This window comes from Fervidobacterium gondwanense DSM 13020, from assembly GCF_900143265.1.
Taxonomy (GTDB): domain Bacteria; phylum Thermotogota; class Thermotogae; order Thermotogales; family Fervidobacteriaceae; genus Fervidobacterium; species Fervidobacterium gondwanense.
Window position 1 is genome coordinate 91,771 of the sequence record NZ_FRDJ01000003.1, and the last position, 17,414, is coordinate 109,184.

General features: G+C 41.2%; 17 protein-coding genes. 5 read left to right on the forward strand and 12 right to left on the reverse strand.

What is annotated here, in order from left to right:
• The first annotated feature begins 13 nt into the window (after nt 1-13).
• Together aglB and BUA11_RS03725 are read left to right on the forward strand one after the other, a co-directional pair.
• Nucleotides 14-1,459, forward strand: coding sequence for a cyclomaltodextrinase (aglB, locus tag BUA11_RS03720; protein ID WP_072758512.1), 1,446 nt, complete (start codon nt 14-16; stop codon nt 1,457-1,459).
• Nucleotides 1,460-1,481: 22 nt separating this feature from the next.
• Nucleotides 1,482-2,240, forward strand: a complete 759-nt coding sequence (locus tag BUA11_RS03725) for a class I SAM-dependent methyltransferase (protein WP_245789499.1) — start codon at nt 1,482-1,484, stop codon at nt 2,238-2,240.
• Between the two features lie 46 nt (nt 2,241-2,286).
• Here BUA11_RS03725 and BUA11_RS03730 read toward each other — a convergent pair whose 3' ends face one another.
• From BUA11_RS03730 to BUA11_RS03750, 5 genes are read right to left on the reverse strand one after another with little or no spacing between them, the layout of a single operon-like run.
• Complete coding sequence (locus BUA11_RS03730) at nt 2,287-3,681, reverse strand: aspartate ammonia-lyase (RefSeq protein ID WP_072758514.1); 1,395 nt, start codon at nt 3,679-3,681, stop codon at nt 2,287-2,289.
• Nucleotides 3,682-3,687: 6 nt separating this feature from the next.
• Nucleotides 3,688-4,902 (reverse strand): [FeFe] hydrogenase H-cluster maturation GTPase HydF, encoded by a 1,215-nt coding sequence (gene hydF, locus BUA11_RS03735; RefSeq protein WP_072758516.1) that lies wholly within the window; start codon nt 4,900-4,902, stop codon nt 3,688-3,690.
• Nucleotides 4,903-4,924: 22 nt separating this feature from the next.
• Nucleotides 4,925-5,842, reverse strand: a complete 918-nt coding sequence (locus BUA11_RS03740) for an ABC transporter substrate-binding protein (protein ID WP_072758518.1) — start codon at nt 5,840-5,842, stop codon at nt 4,925-4,927.
• Complete coding sequence (locus BUA11_RS03745; protein WP_245789500.1) at nt 5,839-6,561, reverse strand: ABC transporter ATP-binding protein; 723 nt, start codon at nt 6,559-6,561, stop codon at nt 5,839-5,841. Before BUA11_RS03745 ends, BUA11_RS03740 begins: the two co-directional genes overlap by 4 nt.
• Nucleotides 6,561-7,307 (reverse strand): ABC transporter permease, encoded by a 747-nt coding sequence (locus BUA11_RS03750; protein ID WP_084634346.1) that lies wholly within the window; start codon nt 7,305-7,307, stop codon nt 6,561-6,563. Before BUA11_RS03750 ends, BUA11_RS03745 begins: the two co-directional genes overlap by 1 nt.
• A gap of 132 nt (nt 7,308-7,439) precedes the next feature.
• On the opposite strand from BUA11_RS03750, the gene BUA11_RS03755 reads away from it, so the two are divergent.
• Complete coding sequence (locus tag BUA11_RS03755) at nt 7,440-7,709, forward strand: CPF_0552 family protein (protein WP_072758520.1); 270 nt, start codon at nt 7,440-7,442, stop codon at nt 7,707-7,709.
• A gap of 46 nt (nt 7,710-7,755) precedes the next feature.
• Here BUA11_RS03755 and hydE read toward each other — a convergent pair whose 3' ends face one another.
• The 7 genes from hydE to BUA11_RS03790 form a co-directional block, all read right to left on the reverse strand.
• A complete protein-coding gene (gene hydE / locus BUA11_RS03760) occupies nt 7,756-8,784 on the reverse strand; it encodes a [FeFe] hydrogenase H-cluster radical SAM maturase HydE (RefSeq protein ID WP_072758522.1) in 1,029 nt (342 codons plus the stop codon).
• A gap of 20 nt (nt 8,785-8,804) precedes the next feature.
• Nucleotides 8,805-9,083, reverse strand: a complete 279-nt coding sequence (locus tag BUA11_RS03765) for a hypothetical protein (protein ID WP_072758524.1) — start codon at nt 9,081-9,083, stop codon at nt 8,805-8,807.
• Nucleotides 9,070-10,479 carry a [FeFe] hydrogenase H-cluster radical SAM maturase HydG gene (gene hydG, locus BUA11_RS03770; protein WP_072758526.1) on the reverse strand — a complete coding sequence of 470 codons (1,410 nt, stop codon included), beginning with the start codon at nt 10,477-10,479 and terminating at the stop codon, nt 9,070-9,072. The genes BUA11_RS03765 and hydG overlap by 14 nt, the downstream gene beginning before the upstream one ends.
• Before the next feature lie 26 nt (nt 10,480-10,505).
• Nucleotides 10,506-10,760, reverse strand: a complete 255-nt coding sequence (locus BUA11_RS03775) for a TM1266 family iron-only hydrogenase system putative regulator (protein ID WP_072758528.1) — start codon at nt 10,758-10,760, stop codon at nt 10,506-10,508.
• A gap of 15 nt (nt 10,761-10,775) precedes the next feature.
• Nucleotides 10,776-12,527, reverse strand: a complete 1,752-nt coding sequence (locus tag BUA11_RS03780) for an NADH-dependent [FeFe] hydrogenase, group A6 (protein ID WP_084634347.1) — start codon at nt 12,525-12,527, stop codon at nt 10,776-10,778.
• Nucleotides 12,528-12,940: 413 nt separating this feature from the next.
• On the reverse strand, nt 12,941-14,701 hold the full coding sequence (locus BUA11_RS03785) for an NADH-dependent [FeFe] hydrogenase, group A6 (protein WP_072758530.1): 1,761 nt from the start codon (nt 14,699-14,701) through the stop codon (nt 12,941-12,943).
• A gap of 219 nt (nt 14,702-14,920) precedes the next feature.
• Nucleotides 14,921-15,766: a hypothetical protein gene (locus BUA11_RS03790; RefSeq protein WP_072758533.1), complete on the reverse strand. Its 846-nt coding sequence runs from the start codon at nt 15,764-15,766 to the stop codon at nt 14,921-14,923.
• Nucleotides 15,767-15,896: 130 nt separating this feature from the next.
• Between BUA11_RS03790 and BUA11_RS03795 the strand changes: the two genes are divergently transcribed.
• Together BUA11_RS03795 and BUA11_RS03800 are read left to right on the forward strand one after the other, a co-directional pair.
• Nucleotides 15,897-16,748, forward strand: coding sequence for an HAD-IIA family hydrolase (locus BUA11_RS03795; RefSeq protein ID WP_084634348.1), 852 nt, complete (start codon nt 15,897-15,899; stop codon nt 16,746-16,748).
• Nucleotides 16,749-16,770: 22 nt separating this feature from the next.
• Nucleotides 16,771-17,394, forward strand: coding sequence for a sigma-70 family RNA polymerase sigma factor (locus tag BUA11_RS03800; protein ID WP_072758535.1), 624 nt, complete (start codon nt 16,771-16,773; stop codon nt 17,392-17,394).
• Nucleotides 17,395-17,414: the final 20 nt, after the last annotated feature.

The window sequence follows — 17,414 nt, forward strand, 5'->3', positions numbered from 1 at the left end:
GGGAGATGCAAACATGAGAATCGAAAATTCGAAGAACTCATATCCAATACCAACATGGGTACACGAAAGTGTCATTTATCAAATCTTTCCTGACAGATTTGCGATAGGTAAAGGCAAAAGCGTGAAAGACAAGGAAAAACTTTACGCATCAAGGTGTGGAAAGATAGTCGATTGGAATGTTCCGCCGGTAAGGAAGGAAAAAGCCAGCCACGTAATGGAATTCTACGGTGGGGATTTGTGGGGTATTGCTGAAAAGCTTGATTACTTAAAAGATTTAGGTGTCAACGCCATATACACAAACCCAATTTTTCTTTCCCCGACGAACCACAAATACGATGCGATTGATTACTTGAAAATAGACCCGCAATTTGGTGGCGAAAAAGCCTTCAAATATTATGTAAAAAAAGCAAAAGAAGAGAATTTCAGGCTGATATTGGATGGCGTGTTCAACCACCTCAGCATCGAAAATCCGTGGTTCAAAAAGGCATTGAAAGGCGACAGGAAGCACATAAGTAAATTTGCCATACATGAAAATGGTCACAGAGCGTGGAACGCTTTCAAATCACTTCCCGAATGGCACCTCGAGGAAGTCGAAGTGATGGAGTACATTCTCTCAGTTGTAAAACACTATCTACACCAGGGAGTAGATGGCTGGAGATTAGACGTTGGCTACGACCTTGGATATGTCAACAACGCGTTGATAACACAAACAGCAAAAAGCATTTCGATGGAAAAATACGTTGTTACAGAGACATGGAACTATCCATCAGATTGGGGGATGGTGGATGGAATAATGAACTACCATTTCAGAAACAGTGTCATCGCTTACCTTAAAAATGAATTCGACAACTTAGCCGATGCGCTCCAGCAGGCATACAACGATACGACAAATATCCACGGTTGCTGGAATATGCTCGACAGCCACGATACAGAAAGGATCGCAACGGTTATTCCAGATAAGCAATTGAGGAAACTCGGTATTGTGCTGCAATTTACTTATCCCGGAGTTCCTGTTGTCTATTACGGAACAGAGATAGGCATGGAAGGTGGAAACGACCCAGAGTGCAGGGCAACGATGCGTTGGAACGAAGATGAGTGGGATAAAGAATTGAGAGAATTCTACAAAAAACTCATAAATATACGAAAGACTGAAACAGCACTCAAAGTTGGAACATTTGAAGTGCTCAAAAAAGAACCGTTGGTGTTCTACAGAAGAACAGCACATGTTTTTGATAGTGTAATCGTTGCTGTGAACAAGTCCGAGACGAAGCAAGTTACAATATCGATTCCAGATGGCAGAATTCTTGCCGGAACGTGTTTCACAGATCTTTTCACGGGCGAAGAGTTCTGGGTAACGGGTGGAATCATGAGATTTGAAGTGCCATCTAAAGGTTTCAGAATTCTCAAGATGACTAACAGGACAAGGAATGGGTACAACCAGTACAAGAGAATTTACTAAGAACCGAGGAGGAATTATCTGCTTGAAAAGATTTTCGTGTTCAAGTGAATACTACAATTCAATCGCTAAAGTGTACGACTCAATGTACGAGGATGAGTATTGGCAAGTTGCAAGAAAACAAATAGAAATGGCTATACTGAAATACAAACCGCAACTTGATGGTGCAAAAATCCTGGACGTTGGTGCTGGGACCGGCTACTGGTCCTTTTGGGCTTTGCAAAGAGGAGCACAAGTTACACTCGTTGAACCTGCAGAAAATATGCTCAAGATTGCGAAGGAGAAGATTGCACAAGTGGGACTGCTGGAAAAAGCAAGGTTTATAAACTCGACAGCTGAGCAGATGGATGAATATATAGATGAACAATTTGACGTCATTTTTGCGTTGGGCGATGTGCTGAGTTACGTGAGTGATTTGGACAAAGTTCTTTCCGTTCTTTCCAAAATATCATCACCAAATGCGCTTATGTTTGCAACGGTTGATAATTATTATTCGTACTTGAAAGACGTAATAATCCATGGTACGTGGGAGGATTACAGAACACTCGAAAGGAAGAAGAGACTACCGATCGGTTCGGAACACGGTGTGTTTGAAGCGAGGTGTTTTACAGCAGAGGAGATAAAACTCTTAGTGAAACAGCACAGCTTCCAGGCAATAGAGATAGAAGCTTTGGCTGCTTTTGATAAGGTAGAAAAAGCACTTAGATATGGAAAATACCTGGTAAATGAACTGGAACATTTGTTTATTATACTAAGAAATAGCAAAGGCAATTGCTCTACATAATCTAGATCAAAAGGGCATCCTCTTCGGATGCCCTTTGTTTTCTTATTCACACATACCCAAGCCCTGTCATCTTTTCGATTTGGAGTTTTTTCATTAGTTCTTCTTTTGAAATGCCTTCTTTTTCTGCAAGTATTTCAATGGCTTTCGATATATCGTACCCAGCTTTCCTTATCACTTCCGAAACCGTTTCGTACCCAAAGTAATTTATCAATGGCGTAAGGTTTGATGTCGACTTTTCAAGGTTTTCTTTGCATTTTTCGTCGTTTACATCCAAGAGTTTGATATATTCTGCAAGTGCATTACATGAGTTTATGAGTAATCGCATCGATTTAAGCGTGAAGTGTACAATTACCGGTGCGAATTGGTTGAGTTGTAGGTTTCCTTGTGCACATGCATGAGAAACTATCTCGTCATGACCAAACACGGTAAGTGCATTCTGCATGACGTATTCAGGAACGATAGGATTTACTTTTCCAGGCATTATGCTGCTGCCAACCTGAACGGCTGGCAGTTTGAATTCTCCAATCGCTGTGTTTGGACCGCTGCCGAGCAGGCGTATGTCGTTTGCAATTTTGTAGAGATTCACAGCGAGAGATTTTAGCAGTCCATGGACTTCGGTGAATGTATCGAGGTTTTGGGTTGCATCTATCAGGTTTTCAGACTTTGCAATTTTCACATTCGCAATCTGCCTGAGCACTTCGACTATCCTGAGTATGTACTCTTTCGGTGCGCCTACACCTGTTCCTATCGCTGTACCGCCAAGGTTGACACTCCTTATTCTTTCTTCAACCTTGTTGAGTCTCCACCTGTCTCGAGCAAGTGCGTCAGCCCACGCACCGAATTGTTGTCCTACCATTATTGGGACTGCGTCCATCAACTGCGTCCTTCCAATCGTTCGTACGTTGTAGTACTCTTTCTCCTTTGTTTGTATCATTTCCTGAAGTCTTATAACCCCATCGACAACTTCGCGAAGCCGTACAATCACTGCCATCTTCCCGGCTGTTACGAATGTGTCATTTGTCGATTGGTGGAGGTTAACGTGATTGTATGGGTCAACTCTGTATTCGCCTTTCTTTCCTCCAAGCATTTCCGTTGCACGGTTTGCGATGACTTCGTTGATGTTGAGATTCACAGAAGTACCCGCTCCGCCGCACAGTGGGTCGACAACAATCCATTTTTTCAATTCTTCCCACTCGTCGCATGCCTTTATTATCGCTTCAGAAATGCTCTTGTCGAGCCTTCCGAGTTCAGCGTTGAGCAATGCTGTGGCTTTCTTTATCATGAAGTAAGACCATATGAATTTTTCATCGAAAATCTCACCTGTTGGTGGAAACAATTTCAGAGCTCTTACAGTAGCTATGCCATAATATGCATCTTCCAGTATCTGCTCTTTTCCAAGGTAATCTTCTTCTATTCTGTATCTTTTCTCTACATTTTCCATGTCTAACTACCTCTTTGCAACAGATATCTTGAGTGGCTCAAGTGCCCGTTCAAGCACGCCGTGCATGTAGGAAATGACTATTCCGTAATTTGTCATCGGGATGCCGAGGCGCTTGAACATCCTCACCCTTCTCATCATTTGGTTCCTTGTATTCACGCAACCACCGCAGTGTATGACGAGCTTTGCATCCGCTACTTCTTCGTATTCAGGCATGTCTACTCCAGCCCACACTTTGAAATTTATATTTGCTCCTGTATGATTGACAAGCCACCTCGGAATCTTTACACGACCTATGTCTTCTGTTAACGGTCTATGCGTACATCCTTCCATTATTATCACTGTATCGCCATCTTTTAGTTTTTCTATCTCGTACACGCTTTCTACAAAGTACCGTATGTCGCCTCTGTAATTTGCTTCGAGTATTGAGAACGTTGTCAGTGCTACATCACTTGGAACGTCGGACGCAACTTTCATGACCGCCTGTGAGTCGGTTATGACAAGCTTCGGTGGTTCGTTCAGTTTTTCAAGTGTGTATCTCAGCTCTCTTTCCTTAGCAACAATTGCGACCGCTTCTCTGTCAAGGATTTCTCTTATGGCATGGACTTGCGGCATTATTAGCCTTCCTTTTGGCGCACCGAGGTCTATCGGGACGACTAAGACCACCAAATCGCCCGCGTCGACGAATTCCGGAATGAACGGCAGTTCATCGTCGCTTGGTATAATTTCGTTCAGTGTCTTGCCTATATTTTCAAAACCTGATTTCCTCACAGAACTTACTACAAATACTCTCGTAGAGAATTCTCTTTCATATGCTCGAGCTATTTCTTCTGCTTTTTTGTCCAGTAAATCGGCTTTATTTACCGCAACGATAAATGGAATTTCGAGCTCTTTGAAAATTTCTGTGATTCTTTTTTCGTATTCACCTGGGAAATTGTCTGTCACAAGTATTCCAGCATCAGCTTTGTAGAAAGCTTTGATTGCTTTCTGAACCCTCTTTTCGCCAAGTTCACCAACATCGTCAAGCCCGGGAGTGTCTATGAGCGTAACTGGCCCAAGAGGATGTAATTCCATAGCTTTATAAACAGGGTCTGTCGTTGTCCCGGGCACGTCACTCACTATCGATATCTCTTGTCCAGTTAAAGCGTTCATGAAAGAAGATTTTCCAACGTTTCTTCGTCCGACTATCGAGATGTATTTTCTAAATCCACCACTTGGTAACAATCTTAACACCTCACAAATTCAGCTATTTTGTGTAGAAGAACTTTTCATCTGGCACCTTTGGCATGCCTTCGGGATACAATTCATTCAGTTTTCTCAAGTACGATAAAACCTCGTCTTTACAATCAGCCGCACTTACGTAGTTGTACTGGCTTCTCTGGAGCGAAGTTTTGAGCACATTTGCTGGCATTCCGAGTTGTGCACTCGTAATTTCGACTGCTCTGTCGATATTTTTGTACGCCCACGACAAGCTTTCTTTAAACGATTTTTCGAAAAGTCTTACGGTTTGCGGATAGTCAACGAGCTTTCCAGTAACGAAGATACCAGTGATTGGAATTCCGTATTTCAATCCTGATGCCTTGTTCCACTCATCTTGTAGGTCAAGTATTATCTTTCCTTTCGACAATGTCATCGTAACGAACGGCTCTGGAATCGCGGCGATTTTGATTTTTCCACTGTTGAATAAAGACACTATTTCTTGTGGCTGTGCGTAAGCAAACGTAACATCTTTGTCTGGTTCAAGACCGTTCTTGACGAGTAAGTATCTCATAACTATGTCTGCTGTCTGTCCTCTACCGTGTGCTGTGTAGATTTTCTCACCTTTGAAGCTCTGAAAGCCTTTGAACTCAAAGTCTGGAGAGGCAACGACATAGAAGAGCCTCCAGCTGTAAACTCCAACGAGCCTTACGTCTACACCTTTGTTGTACAGTGTTGCGCCAAACGTAACTGGAAGTGCTGCAAAGTTGACTTTTTTCGAGACTATATATGCCGTGGCTTCGTCCATTGTCTTCCAAAGTTTAATATCAAGCGCAATGTCAGTTTTCACTTCTTTGTTCAGAAGTCCTGCAACCGGGAAGATAGTAGGTCCGAATGGATTGATAAGCGTAACACCAAAACCGAATATCACCGAGAATAATAGAATAATGCTCACAAACTTCTTCATACACTCCACCTCCTCATGATTTTAGAGAGAATTTCAGATTCCGCACTAAGAAACTCGGAATTCGATATATCTTTTGGTATCCTTGAAACATCTATCGTCTCCAAAATTCTGCTGGGTTTATCGCTGAGCAAGTATATCTTATCAGAAAGTAATAAAGCCTCCCTCACATCGTGAGTCACGACGACCATGGAAAAGCAGGCTTCTTTTCTTTTCTGAATGATGTCAGAGATTATGGATATCTTCAAATGTACATCCAAGGATGCAAATGGTTCGTCGAGCAACAAGAGCTGTGGATTTACAAGCAATGCTCTTGCCAGATTAACCCTTTGCCTCATTCCACCACTCAATTTTGAAGGCATGTAGTTTGCAAAATCATCTATTCTAAGCGATTCTAAAATCTGGTGTATCTTTTCTTCGTCCTCCACAACGAATTTAAGGTTTTCTAAAACGTTCTTCCAAGGTATTAAGCGCGGTTCTTGAAAAACATATCCTATTCGTTCAGCGTACAGTTCGACTTTTCCTTGAAAATCGTGAACCAACCCTGCCATTATACGAATCAAAGTAGTCTTTCCACAACCTGATGGTCCGAGGAGTGCGATAGATTCACCTTCTAACAATTCAAACGATATATCACTTATCACTTTCAGTGGTCCGAAATGCTTTGATAAATTCTCGATCTTCAACAGGATTTTATTCTTTATGCTACATACTTGCTCCACTATACCAGCTCCCAATTTTTGAGTGCATTTTTGATAAACCTATTAACGAAATTCTCCACTGTAAGTCCTATTATTATGATAATTGCAGTGTACGCGTATACTTTCTCAACGCTGACAGATTGCCTTGCCCAAGCTATCAACACGCCGATACCATTATCTCCGCACATGTATTCGGATACGACGACAACTTTCCAAACGTTTCCAAAGATAACTTGTATAGCACTTAAAAACTGAGGTAAGATGGAGCCTAAGTAAATATCTTTTACAACCTTTTTTCTACTGACCTTGTAAACTCTTGCCATTTCTAACAATTTCCTGTCAGTTGTCTGTATTCCAACAGCAGTCGAGAGAATAGCATGAGGTAGCAAAGATAGAATGCTTACGACAACCGGACCAGTCCATCCAATGCCCCAGATGAACATCACCAAAGCAAGCCACGTGATTATGGGTATCGCTTGGACAACCAAAATTAGAGGTCTAAACATGTTGCACAATGTCTCATTTAGCCCAATTATGAAGCCTATGAATACACCCACTGTTACGGTTGAAATCAACACCACAATGACTTTGAGAAGCGTTGAACCCAAAGAGTCAAGAACTCCCAATCTCATCAATTCCAAAGCCATCGTTTTAAGTACCAAGGGCGGTCTTGGAAGTATAAGGTCAGAATTGATTATGTAGGATAAAAGCCACCATGTGAAAAAGATTACAAACAAGCCGAAAACGTACTTCAAAAATGTTCGCATTTTAATTCACCTGCTTCATTTTTTGTCGAAACTTAGCTATACACAATACAATTTTTTCAAAGTGAAACTTTTGACAAAGTATACCTGCTTTTGATATAATAATGATACCACAAAACAAAGGGGGTGTAGTGCATGGCAAAAGATATCACTGTAAGAACTGTTATGGCTATTCTTGTTGACAAGAGAGAACAAGCTGCCGTAGAAGTTCAGAAGTTGCTCACAGAGTACGGCTGCTACATCAAAACGCGTCTTGGACTCCATGAAGGTGCAGGCCAATACTGCTCGCCAGTTGGGCTTATAATCCTTGAACTTGTTGACGATGAAACAAAACACGAAGAGCTCTGCCAAAAACTCAACGGTATTGATGGTGTGACTGCTAAGTACATGAAGTTAGAAATATAAATCACGTACACAAACAATCATAAGGCGGTGATATTCACCGCCTTTTTTATACAAAGATTTCATCAATTCTCTTCCTGCTTCCGAATCCTTCGCCAACAGTTAAGCCCACACTTTTTATCATCGCCTTAGTGCATTCAACGCAAGCTGTGTCTTTTTCAAATAAACATATTTTTCCCGGATACAACGAGTAATTCGGTCTGTACGGATTTGGCGTCAAGTTTGGCATTATTACATTCGCACCGTACTTGAGTCCGTATTGGCGACCGTAGGGATTTATAGAGCCAAGCGCTGTTGTAGCTGGTATGTTAGCTGTTGGGACTACTATACGAGCGAGTGCAACCATTCTCAGTGTTGTTTTCAAATCTCCTCCATTTGCATCTTTGAGCGGTGTGTCGGGATTCGGTATGTATGGTCCTATCCCTATCATGTCAGCGTCGATTTCTTTCAAGAACGCCAAATCCAAAGCCAAGTCGTAAGGTGTCTGACCAGGTAATCCAACCATGAAGCCTGCGCCAGTTTCGTAACCAAGTCTTTTTATCTCGTACAAGTGCGCTTTTCTGTTCTCGAACGTGTCACCGGGATGCAATTTTGCGTACAGCTCCGGTGAAGCTGTTTCGTGGCGCATCAGGTACCTATCAGCACCGAGTTCTTTCCAAATTCTGTATTCTTCAAATGTTCGTTCACCGATGCTGAGTGTTATTGCAACATCAAGTTCTTTGATTTGTTTGATGATATCGCACATCATTTCTGTTGTGTAATATGGATCCTCGCCGGATTGCAGTACTACTGTTTTAATTCCCATCTGGGCTATCAACTTAGCGCGTGCAACAATCTCTTCGACGCTCATTCTGTATCTCGTTAAGTTCTTATTTTCAGCTCTCAAACCGCAATATAGACAGTGTTGAGAGCAGTAATTCGAAAATTCTATGATTGCTCTCAAATACACTTCATCACCAACATATTTCCTTCTAATTTCATCTGCAGTCCTGAATATCTCTTCATCGTATTCATCTGTGCTAATTATATGCGTCAAATAATCCAAATCAACATTCTGAATCTTCTTTACATCCAACATATGCTTCACCTCAACGATTTTTATTCCTTCAAGTCACTTGATTCGCTCGGTTCTCTCATTTCCTTTACTCTCTCAATTATCTCTCTAATCAAAACGTATTCATCTTCATCTATTTCCCTCTCAGCGAACATTAGGTACTTTTCATCCTCATACACGATGAAGCTTTCAGTGTACCGCTCATCTCCAGCTCGGGCTATGCAGGACAAACGTCTGCCTATTTTTTCACATATCCATATTTTTGTATTGAGCATTGCTGCGTATTGTATTAACATGGAGCTTAACTTCTCAAAATCTGACATCTCTCTCACCACGGTCGATTCTCTCAAGATACTTCTCAACCATTTCTCTGCTATTTACTCTTTCCATTTCTTTTCGTATCAATTCATTACCAATTCTCTTGGTTTCTTCCGAGGCATAGTCGTTGAGGTATTCTCTGAGCGTGAACAGAGCATTTGGCGTGCAGAATCTTTTTACGAAGCCCGGTATTGCAAATTCCATGAAGTGCTCTCCTGTTCTTCCCATTCTGTAACATGCTGTACAGAAAGATGGTATATAGCCTTCTTTGAGCAGATCCTGAATAACTTCCTCAAGAGTTCTGTTATCGCCGAGTATAAATTGGCTCTTGCGTATCTTTTCTGGGTCATCTTGCGAATACGAACCTATTCCTATGCTTGAACCGCCATCGATTTGCGAAACGCCCATTTTTAAAACTTCTTTTCTCAGTTCAGCCGGTTCGCGAGCTGTAAGAATCATTCCTGTGTATGGTACTGCAAGTCGTATTATAGCAACCAATTTTTTAAAATCTTCGTCGCTGACCTTGTAAGGTGGATGGTATGATATTTCACTTCCGACAGCAGGTTCTATTCTTGGGAATGATATCGTGTGAGGACCAACGCCGAACCTTTCTTCAAGATGAATTGTATGGTATATCAATCCCATCACTTCGTACTTCCAGTTGAACAGTCCAAAGAGTGCACCGATGCCTACATCATCTATTCCTGCAAGCATTGCTCTGTCAAGGCCATAAAGCCTCCAAGCGTAGTTGGATTTTGGACCTCTTGGGTGCAACTGTCTATATGTTGGCTGATGATAAGTTTCCTGGAATATCTGGAACGTTCCAATTCCAGCATCTTTAATGATCTTGTATCCTTCCACAGTCTGTGGTGCTGCGTTAACGTTCACTCTTCTGATCTCACCATTTCCGATTTTCGTGTCGTATATTATGCGTATCGTCTCGGCTATGAACTCGGGGCTGTACCTTGGATGTTCGCCGTAAACTACTATCAAGCGCTTGTGTCCTTTTGAGACAAGAGCTTCAACTTCCTTTCTAAGCTCGGAAAATTCGAGAGTTTTCCTGTACACTTCTGTGTTTGAACTTCTGAATCCGCAGTACACACAGTCGTTGATACAGTCATTTCCTATATAAAGAGGTGCAAAGAGCACTATTCTATTCCCGTAAATTCTCTCTTTAAGCGTTCTGGCAGCGTGGAATATTTCTTCTAAGAGTTCAGGTTCTTCAACATTCAATAGCGTTGCGACTTCTTCAGGTTCTAATCTGTTTTTGTTTAATGATTTTTCCAAAATTTCCATTACGCGCGATCTATCCGGGTTCTTTGTCTGTTCAAGAAGCTCCCATATTTCAGCCTCTGGAATAAATGTCTTTTCGGTATCGATTTCTTTTGTAAAGACATACATCTTAAATCACCTCCGTATATTCTCTTTTAAACTGCTATGCTTTTAACCTTTACTCCCTTAACATTCCCAAGTTTTCCAGTAAATGCACCAAGGTTATCGTTCGTTGTCTTTACGATAAGAAACACTATTGCTATGTTTTCATCTGGCACAGGATATCCGACTCTCAGTTTTATTATCTCAGCATATTGGTGGAGCAATTCATTTACTTTTGAGTACGCATTTTCCCTGTCGTGAACGATGATATCGACCGTGTAATATCTTTCTTCTGCTTTTCCTTCCACTCGGGAAACCTCCTTTTAGTCAGCTGTTTTGGATTTTTGCTTTTTTCTCTCTTCTTTCGTTCTGTTTGTATAGTGTGTATGCAGATAGTGATGTGCGATATGTCCGTTCGGTTCTCCGACAAACTCTTCGTAGAGCTGTATTATTTCCGGGTTTTCATGTGAACGCCTAATGACACTCATTTCGTCGATACTGTATATTGCTTTAGCGCGTTTCTTGACTATATCTGGATCCAAACTCTTAGGCTGGCCTCCACCACCTATACATCCTCCGAGACAAGCCATAACCTCTACAAAGTCGTAATGTTTCTTTCCTTCCTTTATTTCTTTCAGCAATTTCTTTGCGTTCCCTGTTCCGTTGACGATAGCGACTCTAACCTTTCTCGTCTTGAAATCGACCTCCGCTTCCCTGATTCCCTCCAAGCCTCTCACTTCGTTGAAAACCAACCTCGGAAGTTTTTCGCCTGTCAACTTTTCGTACGCGGTCCTCAGCGCAGCCTCCATAACACCACCTGTGACACCGAATATAGCACCTGCACCGGACGAAGCTCCGAGTGGGCTGTCGTGCTTTTCTTCTGGCAGGTTCACGAATGGAATGTTTTTGAATTTCAGCATCTTGGCAAACTCACGGGTGGTTATCACGTAGTCCGTTACCTTTATCCCATCTACCACGTGTTGTGCCCTTTCAATTTCGTCCTTCTTTGCTGTGCAAGGCATAACTGCTACCATAACTATATCCTCAGGTTTTACGTTAATCTTTTTTGCAAAATACTCACGAGTACTGCTCATAATCTGCATGGGGGATTTTGTAGTTGATAGATTGGGTATAAATTCTGGGAACTCCTTCTCAACCATATTTACCCAACCGGGGCAGCAGCTTGTAAACATTGGCAATGTACCGCCATTTTTGAGTCTTCCAATAAGTTCGTGTGCCTCTTCCATTATTGTCAAGTCAGCACCGAAATTTGTGTCAAATACATAATCAAATCCAAGCTTTCTAAGTGCTGCTACCATCTTTCCGGTGCTTACAGTGCCGGGTTCCATACCGAATTCTTCACCAATTGCCACACGAACAGAAGGCGCTGTTTGAGCGATGAAAACTTTTCCATTCTTATTTTCAAGCATCTTAATTAGCTTCTTCCACGTAGGAGTTTCGTATATCGCACCTACAGGACATAGATATGCACACTGTCCGCAGCTAATACAATTCGTCTCGTAGACTGGAACACCAAATTCAGTCTCTGGAATCGTCTCGTATCCACGTTCAATCATCGAATAAATGTTCATACCCTGTATTTCACTACATACACGCACGCATCGTTGGCACTTGATACATTTCTTCAGATCGCGATTTATCGAAGGACTGCTTGTATCGATATATTTTGGAAAACTCACAGGTGTACCGAAAATCGGCTGGATGTCATAGTAGTGAATGAGGTTCTGAAGTTCACATTTCCCGTCTGCTTCGCAGTACATACACTCATGCGGATGGTTTGCCATTATCAAATTCAAATTGAATCTCACCGCTTGCTCTACTCTTTCAGTGTTTGTCCAAATCTTCATTCCGTCAGAGACCTTTGTTGTACATGCTGGTTGGAGTGTCTTTGCACCTTCAATTTCAACGACGCATATACGACAAGCTCCGATAGGCTCAAGTTCTGGATGATGACATAGAGTTGGTATTTTATATCCAAACTGTGCAGCAGCTTCTAAAACAGTCTTATTTTCATCAACTTCGTAAGGTTTGTTGTTAATATATATCTTTACCACAGCCACCACCTCCCAATTTCCTCCTAGTTTTCGCAAAATAAACAAAAATCCCTCTCTCCTTTTCCAAGGAAAGAGGGATAGTATTCAATGTAAAGACAAAATCTAAAAAGGCAAAGTTGAAGCTCTAAGAAGGAATAGCCTAATTAGATGTACTTTCCACAACTTTATCAATCCCTCTTTCCTTGGTGTCAGATCGCATCCTCCACCTCAGAAAGCGCAAATAAGCGAAATTATTCACATGTCAATTGTATTATACCATATTCGGTTTTAAAATTGCAAATTCATGAAGACCGGATTTGGTTGAATTTAGTCCAAAACTGAAAAATATCTGCTCTTTTTGTGAGTTTTTTCACTTCTTGCTCTTTCATACAAAAAAGTGCCCCTGAGTTAGGGGCACTTAGAATGTTTATCTATTAATTAACACTTTCAGTTTGCTTTGCGGCTTTTCTGACAGCTTTTGACCTGTTAGTGTAATGCGTGTGCAACAAGTGGTGAGCGATGTGGCTATTTGGTTTTTCAAGGAAGTCTTCGTAAAGTTTTATGATATCCGGGTTCTCGTGAGACCTTCTTAACACGCTTAGTTCGTCGATGCTGTAGATAGCGCTTGCTCTCTTCTTGAGTATATCTGGATCGAGGTTCTTTGGCTGTCCACCGCCACCGATACAACCGCCGTAACATGCCATGATTTCGACAAAGTCGTAGTATCTTTTTCCTTCTTTCATTTCTTTAAGCAACTTCTTGACATTTGCCATTCCGTGCGCTATAGCTACTCTCAACTTTTTACCTTTAATATCGATCTCGGCTTCCCTAACACCGTCCAAACCTCTGACGCTGTCGAAGACAAGTTTTGGCAACTTTTCGCCTGTTATCACTTCGTACGCTGTTCTCAGTGCGGCCTCCATAACACCACCGGTTACACCGAAGAGCGCAGCAGCACCTGTTGATGTTCCAAGTGGGTTATCGTATTCTTCTTCTGGCAAATTCACAAATGGTATTCCCTTGAGCTTGACAAGTTTACCGAGTTCACGGGTTGTGATAACGTAATCTGTTACCTTTATGCCATCTACGAGTTGTTGCGGTCTGGTAATTTCATCCTTTTTAGCTGTACACGGCATTACCGAGACCATAACGATATCTTCTGGTTTCACACCTATCTTCTGTGCGAAGTACGTCTTTACAATGCTGCTCATCATCTGCTGTGGTGATTTTGCTGTTGACAAGTTCTCCGTAAGTTCGGGCCATTCTTTTTCCATTTCGTTTACCCAACCTGGGCAGCAGCTTGTGAACATTGGGAATTTGCCACTATTTTGCAGCCTGTGGATTAGTTCGTAACCTTCTTCCATAATCGTCAAGTCAGCAGCGAAGTTCGTATCAAATACGTAGTCGAATCCGAGTCTTCTGAGTGCTGCAACCATCTTTCCTGTGCTCACAGTTCCCGGTTCCATGCCAAACTCTTCACCGATTGCAACCCTGACTGATGGAGCTGTTTGTGCCACATATACTTTGCCCGGCTCTTTGCTGTTCAACATCTTAAGCACTTTTTTCCAATCTGGCGCTTCGTAGATAGCTCCGACAGGACACAGGTATGCACACTGTCCACAGCTTATACAATTCGTTTCGTAAACGGGTACTCCGAATTCTGTTTCTGGTAGTGATTCGTATCCACGCTCAATCATGGAGTAGATGTTCATTCCCTGAATTTCACTACACACACGGACACATCTTTGGCATTTGATACATTTTGAGAGCTCCCTGTTTATTGACGGACTGCTGACATCTATTTCTTTATCAAGATCAACATTTACACCAAATATTGGTTGAATGTCATAAATGTGTACGAGTTTCTGGAGTTCACATCTACCATCAGCTTCACAGTACATACACTCGTGTGGATGGTTTGCCATGATGAGCGAGAGGTTGAACTTGACTGCACTCTCCACTCTTTCGGTGTTTGTCTTTATTTTCATCCCATCTGCAACTTTTGTGGTACACGCTGGCTGAAGCGTTCTTGCACCTTCGATTTCAACAACGCAGATTCTACAGGCTCCGATTGGTTCGAGTTCAGGGTGATGACAGAGTGTAGGAATCTTGTATCCAAGCTCTGCTGCAGCTTCAAGGACTGTTTTGTTTTCTTGCACTTCGTAAGGCTTGTCGTTGATATAAATCGTTACCATCGGCCACCCACCTCCAAATTTGATAGAAAAGTCAAATTATTCAAAATTATTCTATCACAAAACTAAAAATTTCACAAGTTATAAATGAAAAGATTTTAGAAGAAAAGCATAAATAATGTTGATTTTCTTTCAAAATCACCTTGATATAAATAAAATTAAGCAAGTGAATTTTTCTTTAGATAATCCTTTTTTTCACGAACTTAATACATGCTCAACATATTAGAATTTTGTTGTGAAACTCAAGTAATAATCAGTTGTTATAAATGGGATGCTTATTCTTGGATCATCTGGGTTCGCGTAGTACAGAGCACTGAAATAATTGTATATGTAGTCAGTGAAAGAGTAACCTTGAATAAACCTGAGAGGACTATCAGCTCCATGCAATATTAGACGATAACCTAATTCTAAGCCTGAGTACCTGTCATAGTACCAAATGAAACCGGCTCTTGCTGTGGCATATAGGGATTTTTGGCGAGCTTCGTTCACAATCGATTCCCAGTCATCCGGTGTATTAGCCGATTGCCATACGTTTATAAGCATACCGCCTTCTATTGTCGAGAAAATTTCTATATTTTCCGTTGCCAATATTCCGGCACTTAGAAACCCACGTCCTACAAGGACTGTTACATACTCTGAACCTGGGTTAAACACGGAAACCAATCCCGTTTGAACAAAAGGCCTTACTACAACAGGACTTATGAAGAAATTTGAATGTAGATGCGTCATGTTTAGAAGTATATACATTTGATAGTTTGGATCAATGCTCTCACCTAAGTACGCCTTGTTGATAAAAAACGGGTCCCACAAATATGTTTCGTTGTTTATTACGATCCAATTAGTTGGATAGTACCTTAACTTTAGATTGAACGCACCAATTACGTCGAATAGAGGTTGTGTTGATATTTCAGAGTTTCCAAAAGAAAAACCTATAGAAGTGAACTCTACAAATAAACCTTGAGGATGCTGAGGAACAATACTTAATACAAAGTTTTCAGATGTAGATGTCGAAGTGAAAGATAATGTTGTTAAAACAATCATCAAAGTTATAACGAAAATCTTTTTCATATTGCCACCTCCTTTGTGGGCATTATAGCGCTATTATATCACCGAACTCTTCTATTACAAAATAAGGGAGCATGATTGTGGTATAATTAGATTGCAAAAGTTTAAATTTCTTACGTAGGGAGGGTTATAAGTGAACAATTCATCGAAAATTGAGCAGTTCAGCTACTTCGAAATATCTGAAAATGCTAAGGAAAGAATAGGAAAATGCCAATTGTTTATCTTGGATATAGACGGAACATTTTATATAAGCGGTAAACTATTTGATGGTTCAAAAAGATTCTACGAAGCGATAAAGCGTCAGTCCAGAAAGATGGTTTTTCTAACAAATAACTCTAACAGAACTTTGGAAAGCTATGTCGAGGAATTCAAGGATATGGGAATCGAGATATCCAAAGAGCAGATTGTGACTGCTGGCGTAGCGACAGCTCAGTACCTTTACGATGAATTCGGAAGCAAAAAAGTGTACGTGGTTGGAACTGAAGATATAAAGCTCGAATTTCAAAACGCTGGACACCAAGTAGTAGAAGATAATCCGGAAATTGTCGTTGTCACGTTTGATAAAACCCTTACATACGAGAAATTGAAGAAAGCGACACAGTTCATTTCCAAGGGTGCTCTTTTCGTAGTAACAAACCCAGATTTAAACTGCCCATCTGACGAAGGACCTCTTCCAGATGCCGGAGCTATAGCCTCTTTGATAAGAAAAGCTTCAGGAATGTATCCAAACATTGTTTTCGGTAAGCCTGAACCTAAGTTGATAGAGATGGTTATGAAGCACAACAACGTTACAAAAGAAGAAACCTGTATGGTTGGAGACAGGCTTTACACAGATATACTCGCCGGACTGCAGGCAGGAACATTGACATGCCTTGTTTTAACTGGCGAGGCAACGTTAGAACAAGCTGAGAAAAACCCAATAAAACCACATTTGGTTGCAAAGGATATTGGAACGTTAGCTGATATAATCAACGGTGTTATATAAACTTTAGCAGAAGGTATCAGTGATGATAAAGTACGCCCTTAGAAGTAAACCTACAGAAAAACTTGTTGAACTCGCTCAAAGTGGATTGAGTGAAGCTATAGACTTGTTAATAGAAAAGTTTTATCCTATGGTCGTGAGGATAGCCTCACAGTTTTATGCACCTTGGGCGGAGTTCGACGATATAGTTCAAAACGGACTCATAGGGCTGATTAAGGCGATATTTTACTTTGAACCTGGAAAGAGTTCTTTTTCTACCTTTGCTTGGAGAAGTATAGAGTCGGAGATAAAAACGTTCATAACTTACCAGAACAGGAAGAAAAATAAGATGCTCTCCGATTCAACAAGCATGGATTCGGTATTCGACGATGTTGACGACGAGCAGATAGATTACTTTGTTGCCGATACTGCGGCAAGCACCAACGTTGTGAGGAACACTATTTTAAGCGTTGTACACGAAGAGATTTTGGAAGCTTTGAATGAAGACGAAACTAAAATATTCGAGCTTTGGCTCGATGGTTATAGCTATAAAGAAATCGAAGAAGCGGTTGGCGTGAATTTTAAGAAGGTAGATAATACTATCCAAAAGGTTAAGAGGATTGTCAGAAGTAGGTTGAGTGCTTCGATAATGCCCTTCTTGGAAGGTTAGAAACTTGAATTCTGAAAGGA